Origin of the sequence: Pseudoxanthomonas sp. UC19_8 (assembly GCF_042700505.1) — a bacterium.
Lineage (GTDB): Bacteria > Pseudomonadota > Gammaproteobacteria > Xanthomonadales > Xanthomonadaceae > Pseudoxanthomonas_A > Pseudoxanthomonas_A winnipegensis.
In genome coordinates this window covers 3364441-3383993 of the sequence record NZ_CP170559.1, presented here as the reverse complement: position 1 = coordinate 3383993, position 19553 = coordinate 3364441, and the positions used below count along the sequence as shown (strand labels likewise).

The 19553-nt window shown below is 71.3% G+C and carries 17 protein-coding genes and 3 pseudogenes; 7 read left to right on the top strand and 13 right to left on the bottom strand.

Translation table 11 applies throughout. The features are described 5' to 3' along the window. Positions 1-26 precede the first annotated feature (26 nt). From ACFJIT_RS15015 to glyQ, 5 genes and pseudogenes are all read right to left on the bottom strand, one after another. Positions 27-1580 (bottom strand): annotated as a pseudogene (locus tag ACFJIT_RS15015) (autotransporter assembly complex family protein); the annotation flags it as partial. Positions 1581-1814: 234 nt separating this feature from the next. Beyond that, a pseudogene (locus ACFJIT_RS15010) lies at positions 1815-2102 on the bottom strand (POTRA domain-containing protein); the annotation flags it as partial. Between the two features lie 186 nt (positions 2103-2288). Then, positions 2289-4463, bottom strand: coding sequence for a glycine--tRNA ligase subunit beta (gene glyS / locus ACFJIT_RS15005; protein WP_379654092.1), 2175 nt, complete (start codon positions 4461-4463; stop codon positions 2289-2291). A gap of 153 nt (positions 4464-4616) precedes the next feature. Beyond that, positions 4617-5246 (bottom strand): glutathione S-transferase family protein, encoded by a 630-nt coding sequence (locus ACFJIT_RS15000; RefSeq protein WP_130534923.1) that lies wholly within the window; start codon positions 5244-5246, stop codon positions 4617-4619. After that, entirely contained in the window at positions 5243-6172 is a 930-nt protein-coding gene (gene glyQ / locus ACFJIT_RS14995; RefSeq protein WP_130530262.1) for a glycine--tRNA ligase subunit alpha, read from the bottom strand. Before glyQ ends, ACFJIT_RS15000 begins: the two co-directional genes overlap by 4 nt. Positions 6173-6264: 92 nt before the next feature. Here glyQ and ACFJIT_RS14990 point away from each other — a divergent pair, with 92 nt between their 5' ends. The 3 genes from ACFJIT_RS14990 to ACFJIT_RS14980 all read left to right on the top strand — a co-directional run bounded on the left by ACFJIT_RS14990 (position 6265) and on the right by ACFJIT_RS14980 (position 9744). Further along, entirely contained in the window at positions 6265-8073 is a 1809-nt protein-coding gene (locus ACFJIT_RS14990; RefSeq protein WP_130514825.1) for a GspE/PulE family protein, read from the top strand. Further along, the gene (locus ACFJIT_RS14985) at positions 8070-8795 is read left to right on the top strand and encodes a glutamine amidotransferase (protein WP_379654091.1); all 726 of its coding nucleotides are present in this window, start codon (positions 8070-8072) and stop codon (positions 8793-8795) included. The genes ACFJIT_RS14990 and ACFJIT_RS14985 overlap by 4 nt, the downstream gene beginning before the upstream one ends. Positions 8796-8856: 61 nt before the next feature. After that, positions 8857-9744: a BPSS1780 family membrane protein gene (locus ACFJIT_RS14980; protein WP_130514829.1), complete on the top strand. Its 888-nt coding sequence runs from the start codon at positions 8857-8859 to the stop codon at positions 9742-9744. A 419-nt stretch (positions 9745-10163) separates the two neighbouring features. Here the strand turns inward: ACFJIT_RS14980 and tatC are convergent, their stop codons facing one another. The 4 genes from tatC to ACFJIT_RS14960 all read right to left on the bottom strand — a co-directional run bounded on the left by tatC (position 10164) and on the right by ACFJIT_RS14960 (position 12673). Then, a complete protein-coding gene (gene tatC / locus ACFJIT_RS14975) occupies positions 10164-10928 on the bottom strand; it encodes a twin-arginine translocase subunit TatC (RefSeq protein ID WP_130523913.1) in 765 nt (254 codons plus the stop codon). After that, complete coding sequence (tatB, locus tag ACFJIT_RS14970) at positions 10909-11355, bottom strand: Sec-independent protein translocase protein TatB (protein WP_379654090.1); 447 nt, start codon at positions 11353-11355, stop codon at positions 10909-10911. The genes tatC and tatB overlap by 20 nt, the downstream gene beginning before the upstream one ends. Before the next feature lie 63 nt (positions 11356-11418). Next, complete coding sequence (gene tatA, locus ACFJIT_RS14965) at positions 11419-11655, bottom strand: Sec-independent protein translocase subunit TatA (RefSeq protein ID WP_130514837.1); 237 nt, start codon at positions 11653-11655, stop codon at positions 11419-11421. Between the two features lie 106 nt (positions 11656-11761). After that, positions 11762-12673, bottom strand: a complete 912-nt coding sequence (locus ACFJIT_RS14960) for a lipid-binding SYLF domain-containing protein (RefSeq protein WP_130514839.1) — start codon at positions 12671-12673, stop codon at positions 11762-11764. A gap of 166 nt (positions 12674-12839) precedes the next feature. On the opposite strand from ACFJIT_RS14960, the gene hemH reads away from it, so the two are divergent. Then, on the top strand, positions 12840-13832 hold the full coding sequence (gene hemH / locus ACFJIT_RS14955; protein ID WP_130534996.1) for a ferrochelatase: 993 nt from the start codon (positions 12840-12842) through the stop codon (positions 13830-13832). Beyond that, a complete protein-coding gene (locus ACFJIT_RS14950; protein WP_379654089.1) occupies positions 13829-14683 on the top strand; it encodes an alpha/beta fold hydrolase in 855 nt (284 codons plus the stop codon). The genes hemH and ACFJIT_RS14950 overlap by 4 nt, the downstream gene beginning before the upstream one ends. A 176-nt stretch (positions 14684-14859) precedes the next feature. On the opposite strand, the gene ACFJIT_RS14945 is transcribed toward ACFJIT_RS14950, so the two are convergent. The 4 genes and pseudogenes from ACFJIT_RS14945 to ttcA all read right to left on the bottom strand — a co-directional run bounded on the left by ACFJIT_RS14945 (position 14860) and on the right by ttcA (position 18332). Further along, on the bottom strand, positions 14860-15642 hold the full coding sequence (locus ACFJIT_RS14945) for a M48 family metallopeptidase (RefSeq protein WP_379654088.1): 783 nt from the start codon (positions 15640-15642) through the stop codon (positions 14860-14862). Between the two features lie 55 nt (positions 15643-15697). After that, the gene (locus ACFJIT_RS14940; protein ID WP_130534929.1) at positions 15698-16597 is read right to left on the bottom strand and encodes a recombination-associated protein RdgC; all 900 of its coding nucleotides are present in this window, start codon (positions 16595-16597) and stop codon (positions 15698-15700) included. A 135-nt stretch (positions 16598-16732) separates the two neighbouring features. Continuing rightward, the gene (locus tag ACFJIT_RS14935; RefSeq protein WP_379654087.1) at positions 16733-17419 is read right to left on the bottom strand and encodes a hypothetical protein; all 687 of its coding nucleotides are present in this window, start codon (positions 17417-17419) and stop codon (positions 16733-16735) included. Positions 17420-17424: 5 nt separating this feature from the next. Beyond that, positions 17425-18332 (bottom strand): annotated as a pseudogene (gene ttcA, locus ACFJIT_RS14930) (tRNA 2-thiocytidine(32) synthetase TtcA). Positions 18333-18448: 116 nt separating this feature from the next. Between ttcA and ACFJIT_RS14925 the strand changes: the two are divergent. Continuing rightward, on the top strand, positions 18449-18655 hold the full coding sequence (locus tag ACFJIT_RS14925) for a YdcH family protein (protein WP_130514854.1): 207 nt from the start codon (positions 18449-18451) through the stop codon (positions 18653-18655). A gap of 193 nt (positions 18656-18848) precedes the next feature. Then, complete coding sequence (locus ACFJIT_RS14920) at positions 18849-19511, top strand: hypothetical protein (RefSeq protein ID WP_130514856.1); 663 nt, start codon at positions 18849-18851, stop codon at positions 19509-19511. The last annotated feature ends 42 nt before the right edge of the window (positions 19512-19553 follow it).

Sequence of the window (19553 nt, the reverse complement as noted above, 5' to 3'; positions counted from 1 at the left end):
CGGGGTGAGGTCCTGCGGCGTGCGGCTCACAGGCTGGTCCCGATGCTCAAGTACAGCTGCACGACCGAGTCGGGATCGTTCAGGCCGTGGGCGATGTCCACCCGCACCGGGCCGATCGGCGAGCGGTAGCGCACGCCGACGCCCACGCCGGTCTTGAGATCGGGCGAGTCGTTGTAGGCGCTGCCGGTGTCGACGAAGATCGCGCCGCCGAACGGGCCGCCCTTGTAGTAGTGCTCGTATTCGGCGCTGGCGGTGATCAGCTTCTTGCCGCCGACCGAATACTCGCCGCCCTCGGTGCGCACGCGCGGACCGACCTCGCGGTACTGGTAGCCGCGGATGCTGTTGTCGCCGCCGGCGTAGAAACGCAGGCTCGGCGGCAGCGCGTCGGGCGAGCCGGCGCTGGTCTGGCCGATCTCGCCGCGCAGGATGAAGCGGTCGTTGGCGCCGATGCCCTTGAACCAGCTCGCGCCGACCTGCAGCTGGGCGAAGTTGGTGTCCGAGCCGGCGCCTTCCAGGCCGCCGCGCAGGGTCGAGCGCGCGACGATGCCGCTGCGCGGGAACAGGCGATCGTCCACGTTGACGTACTGCGCCTCCAGCTGCGGATAGACGTAGGTCGCGTAGCGATACGGCGCGGCCGCCTCGGCGCCGTCGCCGTTCTCGTCCTCCAGCTCCAGCTCCAGCTTCCAGCGCTCGCGCAGGGCGTGGATCGAGGCGGTGAGCGTCCAGTTCTCGTTGAGCTGGCCGCTGCGGCTGCCGATCAGCTCGATGCGGCGGGTGTCGATGTAGTCGGTCTGCTCGTCGTATAGCTGCGCGGTGGCCGCATACCAGCCATCGAGCCACTTGAACGCCGGGATGCGGTAGGTGCCGGTGAGCGACTTGCGGTTCTGCGCGTAGTCCAGCAGCGCCTTGAACTTGTGCCCGCGCGAGTTGACGTAGCGGCGCTCGATGCCCGCCAGCACACCGGCGCCGTATTCGGTGCCGTAGCTCAGGCCGGCGGTGTAGATGTTGCGCTTGGCCAGTTTGAGGTTGACGTCGATCGGCACGCGGCCGTCCACCGCGTGATCGGGATCGGGCTGGATGTCGATGTTGCTGAAGTAGTCCAGCGCCACCAGCGACTGGCGCAGCCGGTCCAGCTTGCCCTGGTGGTAGTAGCTGCCCTCGTCCCAGTAAACCAGCTGGTCGAGCAGGCCGGGCCGGAAGTAATCCTGATGGAAGATCGTCGGGCCCATGTCGTAGCGGATGCCGCTGACCCAGGACAGGTCGATGTCGGCGGCATGCTGGGCGCGGGTGATCTCGACCCGGCGGTCCTGAAAGTCCGCATCCAGATAGCCGCGCTCGGCCAGGCGGCGCACGATCTTCAGCTTGCTGGCCTCGTAGGTCTGGTGGTCGAATACCTGGCCCGGGCGCGGCGCGAAGTCCTTCAGGTCCTGGGCTAGGTAGCGGTCGCTGCCGCCTTCGCCCTCGATGCGGATGTCGGCATCGCGCACGCGCACCGGTTCGCCCGGGTCCACGGTGACCACCACCGTGAGGTGATCGGCCGGCGCGCGCACGCGCGGCGCGTTGGCGGCGCTCGGCGCGGCCTGCCCGGTGGCCTGCTGCGCGGTGGTGCCCTCGCTGGCATCGGGATTGACGTCGGCCGGGGCCACCGAGGTGGTCACCTTGCCGTCGGCGTCACTGGCGTCGCGCTGCACCTGGGCGCTGGGCTGCGGCGCGGTGTCGCGATCGTCGTCGTCATCCTCATCGTCGTCCTTGTCCTTGCCGCCGGTCTTCTTCTGCCGCTCCACGCGCGCGGCCTGGCTGGCATCCAGGCGGGTCGTGGTCACGGTGATGGTCGGCCCGTAGTAGCCGAAGGGTTCCAGCGCGTGGGCGGCCTCGTCCTTGGTCTGCTCCAGCAGATATTCCAGCCGCGCCTCGCCCAGGCGCTTGCCCAGCGCGTCGTTCAGCGTCAGGGCCACGCGGATGTTCTCGGCCATCGCGGCCTGGGTCTCATCGTCCTCGTTCAGGCCCTTGATCTGGACCTGGTCGACGATGGCCGCCGCCCACGCCAGCGCCGGAGACAGAGACAACGCGGCGGCGAGGGCAAGCGAGTAAAGGACGCGCATGGGGAAAGCATACCCAACCGCCGTCCTGCGCCGGGTTAAGGCGCCATGACGGCGTTGCGTCCCGAAGGCGGCGCGAGACGCCCCACCGTCGTTCCCGCGAACGCGGGAACCCAGCGCCTTTCGCCTGGAAAAGCCTAAGCCCGCTGTGTCCGACTGCGCGGGACCAGCGGGCCTCCCGGGCCGTCCTCAGGCCGAAAGCTGCGCGATATCGGCCACCTTGCCGAAGCGCGCATGCAGCCGATGCAGCAGGGCCAGGCGATTGCCGCGCACGGCCGGGTTCTCGGCGTTGACCATCACCATGTCGAAGAAGCTGTCCACCTGCTCGCGCAGCAGCGCCAGGCGCGCCAGCACCGCGACGTAGTCGTGCTGATGCAGGGCGGTGTCGGTGTCGCCGATCGCGGCCTGCACGGCCTCGGCCAGCGCGGCCTCGGCCGGGTGTTCGATCAGGCCGCGATCCAGGTGATCGGGGATCTGCACGCCCTCGGCCTGGGCCTTCTTGAGGATGTTGCCGATGCGCTTGTTGGCCGCGGCCAGCGCGGCGGCCTCGGGCAGCGCGGCGAAGGTGCCGATGGCCTCGATGCGGCGGTCGAAGTCGTACAGCGAGGCCGGCTTGAGCTCGGCCACCGCGTTGAACTGCGTGGTCGGCACGCCCTTGTCGGCGTAGTAGCCCTTCAGGCGGTCGAGGATGAAGTCGTAGAGCTCGATCACGTCCGCATGCGTCGTGCCGCCGGCATTGGGCACAGCCTTCGCCTCAACGCCGGCCGCCTTCGCCTGCTCGGCTGCCTTCTGAGCGTTCTTGTCCTTCTGCTGCGTTTTCGCGAAGGCGACGGCTTCCAGCGCGGTGTCCAGCAGCGATTTCAGATCCAGATCAAACCCACTCTCGATGATCGTCCGCGCCAGCCCCAGCGCATTGCGGCGCAGCGCGAAGGGATCCTTGTTGCCGGTCGGCTTGAGGCCCGCGGCGAAGCCGCCGGCCAGCGTGTCCAGGCGCTCGGCGATGGCCAGCACCTTGCCCAGCGGCGAGAGCGCGATGTCGTCGCCCGCGAAGCGCGGCTGGTAGCCCTCGTCGATGGCCAGCGCGACCTCCTGCGGTTCGCCGGCCGCCAGCGCGTAGTGGCGCCCGGCGATGCCCTGCAGCTCGGGGAACTCGCCGACCATGCGCGACTGCAGATCGTTCTTGGACAGCTCGGCCGCGCGCCGGGCCAGCGCGGCGTCGGCGCCGACCTGCGGGGCGATGGCCTGCGCCAGCGCGGCCACGCGCGCGACCTTGTCGGCCACCGTGCCCAGCTTGGCCTGGTAGGTGACGGTCGCAAGGCCGCCGCCCATCGCCACCAGGCCCTGCTTGAGGTCCTCGTCGAAGAAGAACTTGGCATCGGCGAAGCGCGGGCGGATCACGCGCTCGTAGCCGGCGCGCACCTGCGCCGGATCGCGCGAGGCGATGTTGGCGATGCCGATGAAGTGCTCGGTCAGCACGCCGTCGCGCAGCACCGGGAAGAACTTCTGGTTGATCTCCATCGTCTCGATCAGCGCTTCCTGCGGCACGGCCAGGAAGGCGGGTTCGAAACTGCAGGCGACCGCGTTCGGCCACTCGGTCAGGCACACGACCTGTTCCAGGTTGTCGTCGGTGACGCGCGCGTCGCCATCGACGCTGCGCGCGGCGGCCTGGACCTGTTCGATGATGCGGGCGCGGCGCTGCTGCGGGTCGACCAGCACGCGCGCGGCCTCCAGCGCGGCCACATAGTCGCCCGGCGCGACGATCGACACTGGCGCGTCGTGCTCGAAGCGATGCCCGCGGCTCTCGCGGCCGGCGGCCACGCCCATCAGCGTGGTGTCGATGACCTGCTCGCCCAGCAGCGCCACCAGCCACTGCACCGGCCGGGCGAAGGCATAGTCGTGGTCGCCCCAGCGCATCGGCTTGGGGATCGGCATGGCGGCCACGGCCTCGGCGATCACCTCGGGCAGCAGGTCGGCGGTGCGCGCGCCGGCGCGCGTGGCGCGCAGCACGAAGCGCTCGCCCTTGGCATCGGTGGTGCGCTCGAGCTGGGTCCAGTCCACGCCGGCCTTGGCCGCGAAACCGCTCAGCGCCTTGGTCGGCTGACCGTCGGCGTCCAGGGCGATGTTCACGTACGGGCCGAACACCTCGCTGGCCTGCTCGGGCTGCTCCACCGCCACGCCGGGCAGCAGCACCGCCAGCCGGCGCGGGGTGAACAGCGGCCGCGCCTCGCGCGCGTCCACCGCCACGCCGCGCTTTTCCAGCCCGGCCTTGATGCCGTCGAACAGCGCATCGGCCAGCCCCGGCAGCGCCTTGACCGGCAGCTCCTCGGTGCCCAGTTCGATCAGGAGGGGAAGTTGTTCGCTCATGTCAGGAAACCTTGCTGTTCCCTTCTCCCCTCGGGAGAAGGTGCCCCGAAGGGGCGGATGAGGGTTGGGCGGAGTCGGTGAAGTCCGAGCGCTGCAGACTCCGCCGGCCCTCACCCCAACCCCTCTCCCGGGGGGAGAGGGGCTCAATGCACGTCACGTCGGTGCGTCGAAGGCCACGTGGAACTTCTTGAGCACCGGCAGCGCCTCGTAGCGGGCCACGCGCGCCTGCACGGCCGGATACGGAGACAGATCGAACGGCACCGCCTCGGCTGCGAAGCTGCAGCAGCAGGCCAGGGTGATGTCGGCCTGGGTCATGCGCTCGCCGATCAGCCAGTCGTGGCCTGCGCGCGCGGTGCAGTGCGTCTCCAGCGCCGCCAGTGCGTGTTCCACCTGGGTCTGGCAGCGCGCGAGCCAAGGGCCATGACGCTTGTCCTCGGGGCGGAATACGCGCTCGTACACCATCGTCACCGCCTTGTCGGCCACGCCTGTGGCCAGCGCGATCAGCTGCAGCGCCTGGCGACGTTCCGCGCCGGCGGCGGGCAGCAGTGCGCGTTCGGCGCCGACGGTCTGGTCCAAGTGATCCAGCACCGCGGACGATTCGAACAGCACCGCTTCATCGTCCAGCACCAGCGTCGGCACGCGGCCCAGCGGGTTGTAGGCGCGGATCCTGTCGGCATCGCGTCCGGTGGACCAGTCGCGATGCTCGAAGGGCATGCCCAGCACGTCCATGCTCACCGCCACGCGGCGCACGAACGGCGAGTCGAACATGCCGATCAGGATCATGCCGCCGCCTCGTGCGCGGCGCGCTTGAGCCCCGGGAAGCCGAGCTTCTCGCGCTGCGCGTAGTACGCCTTGGCCACGGCCTGGGCCAGGGCGCGCACGCGCAGGATGTAGCGCTGGCGCTCGGTCACGCTGATGGCGCGGCGCGCGTCGAGCAGGTTGAAGCTGTGGCTGGCCTTGGTCACCTGCTCGTAGGCGGGCAGCGGCAGACCGGCCTCGACCAGCTTGACCGCCTCGCGCTCGCAGGCGTCGAAGCGGTGGAACAGCTCGGCCACGTCGGCATGCTCGAAGTTGTACGCGCTCTGCTCGACCTCGTTCTGGTGGTAGACATCGCCATAGGTCACCGGCGTGCCGTCCGGGCCGTAGGTCCACACCAGGTCGTAGACGTTGTCGCAGTCCTGCAGGTACATGCACAGGCGCTCGAGCCCGTAGGTGATCTCGCCCAGCACCGGGCGGCATTCCAGGCCACCGGCCTGCTGGAAGTAGGTGAACTGGGTGACTTCCATGCCGTTCAACCACACTTCCCAGCCCAGGCCCCAGGCACCGAGCGTGGGCGATTCCCAGTTGTCCTCGACGAAGCGCAGGTCGTGCACCAGCGGGTCGATGCCCAGCGCCTTGAGCGAATCCAGATACAGCTGCTGCAGGTTGTCCGGGTTGGGCTTCATCGCCACCTGGTACTGGTAGTAGCGCTGCAGGCGGTTGGGGTTCTCGCCGTAGCGGCCGTCGGTGGGGCGGCGCGAGGGCTGCACGTAGGCCGCGTTCCACGGCTCGGGGCCGAGCGCGCGCAGGAAGGTGGCCGGGTGGAAGGTGCCCGCGCCGACTTCCAGGTCCAGCGGCTGGATCAGCACGCAGCCTTGCGCCGCCCAGAACTGGTTGAGGGTCTGGATCAGGCCCTGGAAGGTGATGGGTGTGGCCGTCGTGACAGTCATGCGGCGAAGGGCGGAAAAAGGGGTGGGCTAGTATACGGGCGTGATGCGACCGCTTCTGGCCGCATGGACACGGCCAGGGGGCCGATGCCGCAATGGAACAGACCCAGCGCAGGGCCGATTTCTCGCCGGAGTCCACGGTGCTCGGGTCGGGCCGGCTGGACTTCGCCCAGGTCGCCCGCGCGGTGCTGGCCGACGGCCTGGTCGCCGAGGCCGACCGCGGCCGCATCCAGATGTCCGCCGCCGGCGCGCGCAGCGCCAGCGAGGTGCACCCGCTGGTGCTGCTGGCCAACCTCAAGCTGGCCGCGGCCGCCGGGGGCGAGCTGAGCCTGGAGCGCCTGACCGAATGGCTGGCCCGCCGCGTGGAGGTGCGCTACCTGCGCATCGACCCGACCCGGGTGGACGTGGCCAGCGTCACCGCCGTGGTCAGCCAGGCCTATGCGCGCCGCCACCGCATCCTGCCGCTGGCGGTCGAGCACGACCGCGTGCTGATGGCCACCAGCGAGCCGCTGGACCTGAGCTGGAAGCCCGACCTGACCCACCTGACCCGGCGCCACATCGAGCTGGCGCTGGTCAATCCGCTGGACCTGCACCGCTACACGATGGAGTTCTTCGGCGTGACGCGCTCGGTGCGCGGCGCCAAGGACCAGCGCGATCGCGAGCAGAACGCGTCCATGCCCAGCTTCGAGCAGCTGGTCGACCTGGGCCAGAGCGGCGAGGTCGGCGCCGACGATCACCACGTGGTGCAGATCGTCGACTGGATGCTGCAGTACGCCTACGAGCAACGCGCCTCGGACATCCACCTGGAGCCGCGCCGCGAGCTGGGCCGCATCCGCTTCCGCATCGACGGGGTGCTGCACAAGGTGTTCGAGCTGCCGCCGCCGGTGATGACCGCGGTGGTCTCGCGCATCAAGGTGCTCGGCCGGATGGACCTGGCCGAACGCCGCCGCCCGCAGGACGGCCGCATCAAGACCCGCTCGCCCGGCGGGCGCGAGGTGGAGATGCGCCTGTCGACCATGCCCACCGCCTTCGGCGAGAAGTGCGTGATGCGCATCTTCGACCCGGACACCGCGTTCAAGCCGATCGCCGAGCTGGGCTTCAGCCCGACCGAGGCCGCCGGCTGGAACGCGCTGGTCGAGGCGCCGCACGGCATCGTGCTGGTGACCGGCCCGACCGGCTCGGGCAAGACCACCACGCTGTATTCGACGTTGCGCAAGCTGGCCACCGCCGACGTCAACGTGTGCACGGTCGAAGACCCCATCGAGATGATCTCGCCCGAGTTCAACCAGATGCAGGTCCAGAACAACATCGACCTGGACTTCGCCTCCGGCGTGCGCACCCTGCTGCGCCAGGACCCGGACATCATCATGATCGGCGAGATCCGCGACCTGGAGACCGCGCAGATGGCGGTGCAGGCCTCGCTGACCGGCCACCTGGTGCTGTCCACCCTGCATACCAACGACGCGCCTTCGGCCATCACCCGCCTGCTGGACCTGGGCGTGGCGCACTACCTGGTCGCCTCGACCCTGAGCGGCGTGCTGGCCCAGCGCCTGGTGCGCACCCTGTGCCCGCACTGCCGCCAGCCCACCACGCTGCCGGCCCACGCCTGGGACGCGCTGCTGGAGACCGGCCGCCAGGTGCCCGAGGACGCCGCGCCCAACGCCCCGGTCGGCTGCCTGGAATGCCGCCGCACCGGCTACATGGGCCGCGTGGGCCTGTACGAGCTGATGCCGCTGACCCCGCAGCTGCGGGCGATGATCCGCGCCGACATGGATCTGGCCGCCTTCACCCGCGCCGCGCGCATCCAGGGCATGCGCACGCTGCGCGACGCGGGCCTTGACATGGTGGCGCGCGGTCTGACGACAATCGAGGAAGTCGTCTCCGTCCTGCCCCCTCGGGAATGAACCCGCCCTTCCTGATCGTCGAAACCGGCCAGCCGCTGCGCAGTCTCAAGCGCCACGGCGGGTTCTCCCACTGGATCCGCGTCGCCGCCGGCCTGGAGGCCGACGAGGCGGTGGTGGCCAATGTCGAGCGCGGCGACACGCTGCCCGCGCATGGCGACTTCGCCGGGATCATCGTCTCCGGCTCCTCGGCCATGGTCACCGACCGCGCTGAGTGGAGCGAGCGCGCGGCCGGCTGGCTGCGCCAGGCCGCGCACGAGGGCCAGCCGCTGCTGGGCATCTGCTACGGCCACCAGCTGCTGGCCCACGCGCTGGGCGGCGAGGTGGCCTACAACCCGGCCGGGCGCGAGTCGGGCACGGTGCGCATCGACCTGCATCCGCCGGCCGCGCAGGACCCGCTGTTCGCGCACCTGCCCGAGGGCTTCATGGCCCACACCAGCCATGTGCAGACGGTGCTGCGCGCGCCGGAAGGGGCCACGGTGCTGGCGCGTTCGCAGCGCGACGGCTGCCAGGCCTTCCGCTGGGGCGAGCGCGCCTGGGGCGTGCAGTTCCACCCCGAGTTCGCCACCCACCACATGCGCGGCTACGTGGTCGCCCGCGCCGAGCACCTGCGCAGCACCGGCCAGTGCCCGGTGCGCATCCACCGCGAGGTGACGGCCGCGCCGCAGGCGCGCACACTGTTGCGGCGGTTCGTGCGCCACGCGCGTCAGGCCCGCGCCCGCTGACCCGGCCAGGCGCGCCGGGCCTTTCCTGTCCTCCCCCCTGCGTTCATTCGGAAGTGTCTCGATGTCGATGATCAACAAGGTGCCCGCGAGCGCCGGCGCGCAATGGCTGCTGGACGGGCTGGCCGCGCTCAAGCGCGCGCCGCTGCAGCTGGGGGCGCTGGGCGCGCTGTGGGCGCTGCTGTCGCTGCTGGTGGCCCAGGTCATGGCGCTGGCCACGGTGCCGGGGCTGTTCCTGCAGCTGCTGCTGGGGCTGGCCTCGCCGGTGCTGTTCGCCGGCATGGTCGGCGCGGCGCGCAAGGTGGCCGGCGCGCAGCCGGTGGTGCCGGGCGACCTGTTCGGCGGGTTCCGCTCCGGCCGCATCTCCAGCCTGGTGGCCACGCTGCTGCCGCAGGTGCTGCTGGCCATCGCCGCCGGCCTGCTGCTGATGGCGCTGTTGGGCACCGAGGGCGTGCAGAAGCTGCAGGAGGTCATCGGCCATCTCGAGCAGCAGGCCGCCAGCGGCGGCGAGCCCGATCCGGCCATGGTGGCGCAGCTGCCGGCCGGGCGCCTGCTGCTGTGGCTGCTGCTGCTGATCGCCGGCGGCCTGGTGGCCAGCCTGCTGGTGTTCGTGGCGGTGCCGGACGTGCTGTTCGGCCAGCGCCGTGGCATGGAGGCGATGTTCAACAGCCTGCGCGCCTGTCTGCACAATCTGCCGGCGGTGGTGGTGTTCTACCTGCTGCTGGTGATCGTGCTGGTGCCGCTGCTAATCGTGGTGCAGCTGCTGGGCCTGGCCGTGGCCATGGTCGCCGGGCAGCTGCTGGGCATCCTGCTGACCAATGTGCTGCTGATGGGCGTGATGCTGCCGCTGCTGGCCGGCTGCGTGACCAGCGCCTGGAGCCAGCTGCTGGGCCAGCCTGGCGCCGTCGCGCCGACCGAGCCGCTGCCGCCGCCTTCGACCTTCGCGGCCTGACGTTCCTCCAAGCGGGTTTTTCTCTCGCCTGAGGGATCGCGATGTGTGGGCGTTCTTGGCTTCGGAAGGGCAGCGGTCCGGCGGGCGGTGGCCGCTTGTCCCTCAATCAGGGCATCCTGCCCTGATTCGGGCGCTCGGCATCCTGCCTCGCTAGGCGCGGCCACCGCCCGCCGGCCCGCTGCCGCAGGCGTTGCGCTAAGCGGCTTCGGCGCGCAAGAAGTCCTGATCCATCCTCAGCGGGGTCATCGGCCGGGTGCGACCCACGTGGGAGCAACCGTCTCCTGTAGAGCGGAGCTTGCTCCGCTGGGGCCTTCCCGACGAACCGAACGAAGAGCAGCGGAGCAAGCTCCGCTCTACACAGGCGGGCCGCTGCGGGACTTGGGGAGAGCGTTGCTCCCACAGGGGGGGGCAACGCCGCGTCAGGCTTGCGCGGCTTTGCGGGGGAGGACCCAGCGGCAGGCGAGGATGCCGAGCTCGTAGAGCAGGCACATCGGCAGGGCCAGCATCAGCTGGGAGACCACGTCGGGCGGGGTGATGATCGCCGCGATGATGAAGACGCCGACGATGGCGTAGCCGCGCGATTCTTTGAGCTGCTGCGGGGTGACCAGCCCCACCGCCACCACGATCACCATCGCCACCGGCAGCTCGAAGCTCAGGCCGAAGGCCAGGAAGATCACCACCACGAAGTCCAGGTACTTGGCCGGGTCCGGCGCCAGGGTGACCACGTCGGGGGTGAACAGCGTCAGCGCATGGAACACCGCCGGCAGCACGGCGAAGTAGGCGAAGGCGCAGCCGGCGAAGAACAGGGCGATCGAGGACACCAGCAGCGGCACCGCCAGGCGCTTCTCGTGCCGGTACAGGCCCGGCGCCACGAAGCACCAGGCCTGGTAGATCAGCCACGGCGAGGACACGAACAGGGCCAGGTAGAAGGCCAGCTTGATCGGCGCGAAGAAGCCCGAGGTCGGGTCGGCGGCGATCATCTTGGCGGCCTGATCGACCGGCAGCTGCGAGAGCAGGGGGCGCGCAAGGTGCTCGAAGATGCGCTTGGCGAAGGGCATGGCGATCACCAGCACCAGCGCCACGCCGGCCAGGCCCCGGATCAGGCGCGTGCGCAGCTCGAGCAGGTGCTCCATCAGGCTGCTTTCGGCCTCGTGCTCGGAACGGTCAGGCACGGGGGCGTTCATGGCCTGGCTCGGATGCGGCGGGTTCGGCGGCGGTCGACTCGGCGGCGGTGGATTCCACGGACGCATGCGGCGCGGAGGCGGCGGCCACGTCGGCGGCGGTGTCGGCGTTCGCCGCGGCGCCGTGATCGGTGCCGGCGTCCTTCACCGCGGTGCGCAGCTCGTCGAACTGCTGCTGCGCCTGGGCGCCGCCGCGGCGGGCCTGTTCCTCGGTGCGGCGCAGGGCCTCCTGGGCCTCGTGCAGATTGCGCTTGAGCTCCTCGGCGGCCAGCTCGCGCTCCAGTTCCTGCTTGACCGAGTCCCACTGGTTGCGCGCCCGGCGCACCCACAGCCCGGCGAAGCGCGCCGCCTTGGGCAGGCGCTCGGGGCCTAGCACCACCAGGGCGACCACGGCGATGACGATGAGTTCGGGAAAGCCGATCTCGAACATGACGCGGCCCTCAGCGTCCGCCGGGCCGGCGCGGGCAGGGGGCCAGCACGACCACGCCTGCGATCAGCGGGCGTCGCCGCTGCGTTCGCGCTCGCGCTCCTTGGCGGCGGCCTCGTCGGCGCCACGCGCCTCGTCGGACAGGCGCGCGACCGGCTTGTCCTCGTCGTCGCGCATGCCCTTCTTGAATTCCTTCACCGCGCTGCCCAGGTCCTTGGCGCCGCTGGTCAGCCGCTTGGTGCCGAACACCAGCAGCACGATGGCCAACACGATGATCCAGTGCCAGATGCTCAAACCGCCCATGTCGGACCCGCCGGGTAGAAGTGGACAGTCAGGATAGCCTACGCCGCGCGCGCTTGCGCTGACCGCGGCGACCGCAAGCGCGGTGCCGCGTGCCGGTCCTGTGCGTTCAGTTCAGCTGTTCGGTGCGGATTTCACCTTCGCCCACCGGCTGGAAGCCCTGCTGCGGCGCCGGCTGCGGCTGCGCGGGCTGCGGCTGGGCCGGCTGGCCGGCGCCGATCGGCGCGGTCTGCGCCTCGGGATAGGCCGGCGCGGCCGGCGGCGCGCTGGGCGTGCCGGTGGTCACCACCGGGCGCGCGTCGCCGCCACGGGCGGCGCGGGCGGCGGCGGTGGCTTCCTCCAGCTCGTCGCGGAAGCCCACCACCTGCGCGGAGGGGTGAGCGGTGCGCCCCTCGAAGATCGCGCGCGGCGTGGCGCCCGGCCCGTAGGCGGCCACGTTGGCATCGTCGTCGATGGACAGCACGGCGCCGTCCAGCGCGATGCCGGCGAACAGGCCGCGGGCGCGCGACCAGGACCAGATCTCGGCCTTGAGCTGGCCGTCGGTGGCGGCCGAGGCGTTGCGCCCGACCGGGCCGGCGGCCACGCCGGCGTCGGCGCCCAGGGTCACCTTGCCGTTGACGATGTTGTTGAGCGAGCGGTCGTTGCGGAACACCAGCACGATGTCCGAGGACTGCACGCCGGCCTGGAAGCCGACGCTGCCGCCGGTGAGCTTGACGAACACCGGCTGCGACCAGGTGCCGTCGGGATTCTTCACCGACATCAGGCCGTGGCCGCTGCGCCCGCCGAACAGCAGGCCGACCTTGAGCGAATCGGGGATGACGATGATCGCCTTGCCCTCGTCCAGCAGCTTGTCGGGGATGGACTCCTCGGGGATGCGCTGGATGTCGGTCAGCACGCGCGTGGCGTTGACGGCGCGGTCGTCCTGTTCGGTGCCGGCGAAGGCCTGCGTGGCGGCGAGGCTGGCCAGCAGCAGCACGCCCAGGCGGGCGAGGCGACGCGGCGCGAAACGGGACAGGGGCATGCGGGAGGCTCCGGGGGGAAGTGGCAGGACAACGCAGCGCGCGCCGACGATGCCATCGGCCGCCATGCAACGCCGCGAGCCTAGTGAGCGGCGAGTGAATCGGCCATGAGCCCGCGCGGCATCTGTCATCATGCCGCCCATGTCCGACGCCCCCCTCGCCACGGCCATGGGCCAGGCCGCCTCCTCCTCGTCCTCCGCCATCGCCGGCACCCTGGTGCTGGCCAATCTGGGCACGCCGACCGCGCCGACCGCGCCGGCGGTGCGCCGCTATCTGGCCGAGTTCCTCAGCGATCCGCGCGTGGTCGCCATTCCGCGCCTGCTGTGGCAGCCGCTGCTGCGCGGGGTGATCCTGCCGCTGCGCGGACCCAAGTCGGCCGAGAAGTACGCCAAGGTCTGGCTGGAAGGCGGCTCGCCGCTGGCGGTGTACACCACCGGCCTGGCCGCGCAGGTGCAGGCCCTGCTGCCGCACTGGCGCGTCGTGCCGGCCATGCGCTACGGCGAGCCCTCGCTGCGCGCGCTGCTGCAGCAGGCCCGGGACGAAGGCGGGCTGGTGCGGATGCTGCCGCTGTATCCGCAGTACTCGACCACCACCACCGCCTCGATGCAGGACGTGGCGCGCGCGGTGAATCCGGCCGCGCCGGACGCGCGGCTGCAGTGGGTCGAGGACTATTCGGACGATCCGGACTGGATCGCCGCGGTGGCCGAGTCGATCGCGCACTGGCGCGCGCGCCACGGCGCCGGCGCGCATCTGCTGTTCTCCTTCCACGGCCTGCCCCAGCGCGTGGCCAACAACGGCGATCCCTATCCGCAGCGCTGCGAGCGCAGCGCCGCGCTGATCGCCCAGGCGCTGGGTCTGGGCGAGGGGGAGTGGACGCTGACCTACCAGTCGCGCTTCGGCCGCGAACGCTGGCTGGAGCCGGCCACCGATACCGAACTGGCCGCCCTGGCCGCGCGCGGAGTGACCCAGGTCGACGTGGTCTGCCCGGGCTTCGCCGTGGACTGCCTGGAGACGCTGGAGGAAGTGGGCATGCAGTTCGCCGAGGGCTTCGCCCACGCCGGCGGCACGCTGCGCTATATCCCCTGCCTCAACGACGCGCCCGCCCATGCGCGCGCGCTGGTGGCGATGCTGGAGCGTCAGTTCGGGCCGATGCGGGCATGAGCCTGCGCCCGGTCACGGTGCCGACCCAGGTCGGTGCGCTGGCCGCGCTGCGCGGCGGCGATCCGCACGGGCCCAAGGTCATCGCCCTGCACGGCTGGCTGGACAACGCGGCCAGCTGGCTGCCGTTGTTCTCGCATCTGCCGCAGCCGCTGGACGTGCTCGCGCTGGACCTGCCCGGCCATGGCCACAGTCCGCACCTGCCGCCGGGCGTGGAGTATTCGCCGTTCGTGGCGATCAACGCCGTGCTCGACGCGGCCGATGCGCTGGGCTGGGCGCGCTTCGCGCTGCTCGGACATTCGATGGGGGCCGGGATCTCCAGCCTGATCGCCGCGGCCTGTCCGCGGCGCGTGCGTGCGCTGGTCTGCATCGAGGCGCTGGGCGGACTGGCCGAGGACGCGGCCGAGGCCGGCAGCCGCCTGCGCGATGCCATCGAGCGGGCGCGCCAGCCCGCGCGACGGCCGCTGCGCGTGTTCGCATCGCTGGACGCGCCGGTGCGCGCGCGCATGCAGGCCAACGGACTGAGCCAGGCCAGCGCGACCCTGCTGGTCGAGCGCGGCGTGCGCGCGGTCGACGCCGGCTGGGTCTGGAGCAGCGATCCGCGCCTGATGCTGCCCTCGCTGTATCGCGCCACGCATGCCCAGGTCGATGCCATCGTCGAATCGATCGACTGCCCGACGCGGGTGATCCTGGCCACGCCCGCCCAGCCCTACTTCCCCGAGCCGATCCGCAGCCAGCGCGCCGCGCGCCTGCGCCACGGCCAGACCTTCGTGCTGCCCGGCCACCACCATGTGCACATGGACGAACCCGCCGCCGTGGCGGCGTTGATCGGCGACATCCTCGCCAGCGATTGAGCCGGGTAGGTGGCAGCCACCGTCTCCCAATCGCGTTGCAGCCTCCTTGTAGAGCGGAGCTCGCTCCGCTGGGCCTTCCCGAAGGTCCGTCCGAAACGCAGCGGAGCAAGCTCCGATCTACAGGGTGGGGCCGCCATGACGGCTCCCGACCACATCACACCCGGGTGCCTGTTGCTTCAGGGCTGCAGCAAGGCGCGCAGCTGCGCCTTGAGGGCGCGGCCTTCCTGGTGGAAGTAGGCGCGCTCGGCGCGCCAGTCGGGGAAACGGCGTTCGACCTCGTCCCAGAACGCCTGCGAGTGGTTGGCCTGGGCCAGGTGGCACAGCTCGTGGACCAGCACGTACTCGAACGCGCTCGGCCGGGCCAGCACCAGCGACAGGTCCAGCGCCATCGTGCCGTCCGGGCTCAGCGAGCCCCACTGCGAGGACATGATCTTCAGCCGCAGCCGCGTCGGCGCGCGCGGCAGGCCGGGCAGGTGGCGCGGCATCCAGCGCGCCACGTCGCTGCGCGCCTGGGCCTCGTAGAACTCGCGCAGCGCGCGCGCCAGGGTGGCCTGCGAGCCGCGCGCCGGCCATTGCACGTGCAGGCCGTCCTCGCGCAGCTCCAGGCGCGCGTAGCGGCCGGGCTGCCAGTGCAGCGGGATCAGCGCGCCGCGCAGCGGCAGGTGCGTACTCTGGCCCGGCTGCAGCGGCTGCACCTCGCAGGCCTGCACGCTGCGGGCCAGCTGCTCGTAGAGCCAGTCGCGATGCAGGTCGAGGAAGCGATCGCCGGCGATGAGGCTGGCGCGCAGCGGCAGGGTCAGGCGCGCGCCGCGTTCGTCCACGCTGAGGCGGATGCGACGCGCGCGCGGATCGCGCACGCGCTGGATCTGCAGCGGGGCGCCGCCGTCGGCCGCCGGGTACAGGACGGTGTCGCGCTCGACGGTGCGGGTGGGTTTGGCGATGAGCCGGCGCAGCAGCATGGGGGCATTGTACGGACGCGCGTGACGGGTATTGGACCGCCCGCGCGCAGCGGCGCTACTCCACCTTGCTGAACTTCAGCGCGCCTTCCAGGATGAAGAACAGGCGCCGCACCTCGGCGCTCATCAGCGCGAAGCGCGCGTCCAGCTCGGCGCGCAGGTCGTCGATGTTGTCGTCCAGCTGATCGACCGCGCCATCGAGGAACTTGAGCTTGCGGATGATCAGGTCCTCGCCCAGGACGAAGGACACGTGGTCGTCGAGGTTGAGCGCCAGCTTGGTGACCTGCTTGCCGGCCTCCAGGTGCTTGTCGACTTCCTCGCTGCGCAGTTCCTGCTTCTGGCACTTCACCACCGCGCCGCCGTCGATGGGGTCCTTCATCTCGCATTCCTCGCCCAGGCTCAGGCCTTCGGGCAGGGGCTCGCCGGCGATCCAGCCGGTGAGGATCGCGCGCGGCGCGATCTCGGCGTTGATCGGCATGGCCGGGAAGCTGCCCATCACCCCGCGCAGCTCGGACACCACGTTCTCCGCGCTCTTGCGCGAGGACGCGTCCACGGCGATGAAGCCCGAGCGCGCGTCGATCAGTGCATCGGTGCGCGAGGGTTTGACGAAGGCGCGCGGCAGCAGCTCGTGCAGCAGGTCGTCCTTGAGCCGCTTGCGGGTCTTGCCGCCGGGGCGGCGCCCCTCCTTGGCCTCGATCTCGTCCAGCTTGCGCGCCAGCAGGTCGTTGACCACCGCGCCGGGCAGCAGCTTGTCCTCGCCGCCGACGCTGACCCAGATCGCGTCGTCGGCGCGATGGGTGGCGACGTCCTCCGAGCGGCCGAAGGGATTGATGAAGCCACGCGAGTTCATCTCCAGCGGGCCGACCGGCTTGAGCGGGGCCTGGGCGACCTGGGCGTCGAGTTCGGAGAAATCCAGCGAGGTGGGGAAGCGGAACAGGGTGAGATTGCGAAAGAACATGCGGGGGACCGGATGGGGCGCGCGGCGCGCTGGAAGCGGCGGACAGCGCGGCGAAAGGGATCGGGGATTATCACCGCTGCGGACCGCGCCGACAGCCTTGACACGTCGGTGCGGCGGCGGTGCCGAAAAGATTCTTCAGGGATGGGTGCCGACCAGCTGCACCGCGTCGATCGAGCCGGTCGGCGCGCCGGGCGTCACGGTCAGGCGCACGGCGCGGGTCTGGTAGGGCGTGGGCGCGAAGCGCGCCTGGAACCAGGTGATCTGCTGGGCGTCGCGCGGCGTGCGGTCCGGGCCGTTCCAGACCACGTGGCGCGCGCCGGTCTGATCGATCAGTTCGATCCGGCGCAGGCGGCCGGGCAGCCCGACCTGGCGCACGCGCACCGCGCTGGCCGACACGGCGGTGTCGTAGCGCAGCTCCAGCCATTCCGGCGCGCGGCGCTTGCCCGTGGCCTGCTCGGGCGCCCAGCCCTTCTCGGGATAACGCACGCTTTCGGCGTCGGGCGCGCCGGTGGCCGCCTCGGGCGTCCAGCGCCCGTCGTGGCCGGCCAGGGCGGTGGCATAGGTCGAGCTGGCCGTGGCGCTGATCGCCCATTGCCCGGCCGGATCGTCCAGATACTGCTGGCCGGCCAGGGCCTGCTCGATCTTGGCCTGGCGCTGGGCCGCCTGGCGGGCGCTCGCCGCCGGCGCGGCCAGGGTCGGGGTCGGCGTGGAGGTCTCGGGCGCGGCCACGGGCGCATCGGCGCCGGCGCGCGCGCAGCCGGCCAGCACGGCCAACGCCGACAGCGCGACCAGCGGGCGCGATGCGTTGTTCAGCCCACGCACCGCCATCAGTCCAGCCCGGGCGTCTCGCCGCGCAGCCAGGCGTGGGCATCGGGCTGCACGGCGCCCTCGGCATGGCCCAGGGCGGCGAAGTCGAACAGCTTGGCATCGGCCAGCTGCGAGGGCCGGATATCGCCCATCGCGCGGGCGATCTGCTCGATCCGGCCGGGGTGTTCCTTTCCCAGGCCTTAAGCATGTTGCCGACCTGGCGGCGCTGCAGGTTCTCCTGGCTGCCGCACAGGTTGCAGGGAATGATCGGGAACGCCCTGCGTTGCGCGTAGTCGACGATGTCGGCCTCGCGCACATAGGCCAGCGGGCGGATCACCACGTGGCGGCCATCGTCGGACAGCAGCTTGGGCGGCATGCCGGAGAGCTTGGCATGGTGGAACAGGTTCATGAAGAACGTGGCCACCATGTCGTCGCGGTGATGGCCCAGGGCGATCTTGGTGAAGCCGTGCTCGGCCGCGTAGGCGTAGAGCGCGCCGCGGCGCATGCGCGAGCATAGCGAGCACAGGGTCTTGCCGTCGGGCACCACGCGCGTGACCACCGAGTAGGTGTCCTGCTCGATGATGTGGAAGGGCACCCCCAGGTCTTTCAGGTAGGCCGGAAGTACGTGCTCCGGGAAGCCCGGCTGCTTCTGGTCCAGGTTGACCGCGACCAGCTCGAAGGGCACCGGCGCCTTGCGCTGCAGCTGCAGCAGGATGTCCAGCAGGGTGTAGCTGTCCTTGCCGCCGGACAGGCACACCATCACCTTGTCGCCGGCCTCGATCATCGCGTAGTCGGCGATGGCCTGGCCGACCTGGCGGCGCAGGCGCTTGGCCAGCTTGGTCTGCTCGCGGCGCGCGCGCGCATCGGCGCTGGCCGGCGTGGCCGGCGGCGCGCTGTCGATCAGCTGCAGGGGCAGGGGCGTGGACATGGGGGTCGGGCATTCTAGCCGGCCGCCGCCGTCCCTGCCCGGGCCGGCGCGCGCCGGGCGGTGCCGGGCGGACCCGTGCGCAACGCCCGCTGCGGTCTTCCGCGTATGCTTGGCCCGTGCACCAGGAGCTCACCAGCGATACGGTCAACCGGCTTGCCGCGCTGCGGCGGGAGCACCGCGATCTGGACGACCAGATCAGCCGCAGCATCGCCGAGCTGCACGCCGACGAGCTGACCATCAAGCGCCTGAAGAAGCGCAAGCTGTGGCTCAAGGACTGCATCACCCGCCTGGAAAGCGCGCTGATCCCCGACGAACCGGCCTGAGCCGCAGCGGCGGCTTGTGACCGCCACCGTCACTGGCGCTGTGCCCCGCGTTCCACGCAGGCTGGCGCGAAAACCCCGCATCGGCGCGCAGTTGCGTGTGCTCACCGGGTTTTGGCGGGAATTGGCCCGATGCTTGCTTCACAGTGGGTTACGGCCCTGCCTCGTCCGGGCGCTTGGTGTTGTTTGTCCGCCCATGTCTCCGATCGGCTCCGCCGCTTCCGCCATCGCCCTCCCCCCGACCGGGGCCGGGCTGCGCGTGGTGCGGCTCGGGCCGGGCCAAGCCGGGGCGCCGCTGCGGGCGATGCGCCGGCGCCTGGCGGCCGAACAGGGCCGTGAGCCCGAGCCCGACGACGCCCTGGAGGCCAGCGCCACCGTCGTGGCGGTGTTCGCCGGCGAGGCCATGGTGGCGGCGGTGCGCGTGCATGCGACCGATACCCCGCAGCTGCGGCGCGAGCTGGGCACGCTGCTGCAGCTGGACCGCTTCAGCGGCATCTGGGCGCCGGAGCACATCGTGGTCGGCTCGCGCCTGCAGGTGCTGGCCGACTTCCGCACCCGCCAGGTCATCGATGCGCTGCTGCGCGAGAGCTACCGGCTGGTGCGCGATTCGGACGTGCGCTTCGGCCTGATCGCCTGCGAGCCGGCGCTGCATGCGCTGTTCGCCTTCTACGGCTTCCGCGAATACCTGCCGCCGGCGATCCTGCCCGGCGATACCGGCGTGCTGCGCATGGCGCTGGTCTGCGAGGACGCCAGCACCTTCATCACCTGCGGCTCGCCGCTGGTGGATCTGGTCCAGCATCCGCAGCTGGGCCTGTCCGCGCGCGCCTGGCTGGAGCAGACCTTCCCCGTGCTGGTCTGAGCGTCGCCGCGGCGCGGGCGCGGTGCTAAGGTGCCGGCGCCG

What these genes read in the sequence shown, in the direction of transcription:
- glyS (WP_379654092.1), bottom strand. Translation starts at nt 4,463, where the DNA reads ATGAGCGAACAACTTCCCCTCCTGATCGAACTGGGCACCGAGGAGCTG.
- ACFJIT_RS15000 (WP_130534923.1), bottom strand. Translation starts at nt 5,246, where the DNA reads ATGATCCTGATCGGCATGTTCGACTCGCCGTTCGTGCGCCGCGTGGCG.
- glyQ (WP_130530262.1), bottom strand. Translation starts at nt 6,172, where the DNA reads ATGACTGTCACGACGGCCACACCCATCACCTTCCAGGGCCTGATCCAG.
- ACFJIT_RS14990 (WP_130514825.1), top strand. Translation starts at nt 6,265, where the DNA reads ATGGAACAGACCCAGCGCAGGGCCGATTTCTCGCCGGAGTCCACGGTG.
- ACFJIT_RS14985 (WP_379654091.1), top strand. Translation starts at nt 8,070, where the DNA reads ATGAACCCGCCCTTCCTGATCGTCGAAACCGGCCAGCCGCTGCGCAGT.
- ACFJIT_RS14980 (WP_130514829.1), top strand. Translation starts at nt 8,857, where the DNA reads ATGTCGATGATCAACAAGGTGCCCGCGAGCGCCGGCGCGCAATGGCTG.
- tatC (WP_130523913.1), bottom strand. Translation starts at nt 10,928, where the DNA reads ATGAACGCCCCCGTGCCTGACCGTTCCGAGCACGAGGCCGAAAGCAGC.
- tatB (WP_379654090.1), bottom strand. Translation starts at nt 11,355, where the DNA reads ATGTTCGAGATCGGCTTTCCCGAACTCATCGTCATCGCCGTGGTCGCC.
- tatA (WP_130514837.1), bottom strand. Translation starts at nt 11,655, where the DNA reads ATGGGCGGTTTGAGCATCTGGCACTGGATCATCGTGTTGGCCATCGTG.
- ACFJIT_RS14960 (WP_130514839.1), bottom strand. Translation starts at nt 12,673, where the DNA reads ATGCCCCTGTCCCGTTTCGCGCCGCGTCGCCTCGCCCGCCTGGGCGTG.
- hemH (WP_130534996.1), top strand. Translation starts at nt 12,840, where the DNA reads ATGGGCCAGGCCGCCTCCTCCTCGTCCTCCGCCATCGCCGGCACCCTG.
- ACFJIT_RS14950 (WP_379654089.1), top strand. Translation starts at nt 13,829, where the DNA reads ATGAGCCTGCGCCCGGTCACGGTGCCGACCCAGGTCGGTGCGCTGGCC.
- ACFJIT_RS14945 (WP_379654088.1), bottom strand. Translation starts at nt 15,642, where the DNA reads ATGCTGCTGCGCCGGCTCATCGCCAAACCCACCCGCACCGTCGAGCGC.
- ACFJIT_RS14940 (WP_130534929.1), bottom strand. Translation starts at nt 16,597, where the DNA reads ATGTTCTTTCGCAATCTCACCCTGTTCCGCTTCCCCACCTCGCTGGAT.
- ACFJIT_RS14920 (WP_130514856.1), top strand. Translation starts at nt 18,849, where the DNA reads ATGTCTCCGATCGGCTCCGCCGCTTCCGCCATCGCCCTCCCCCCGACC.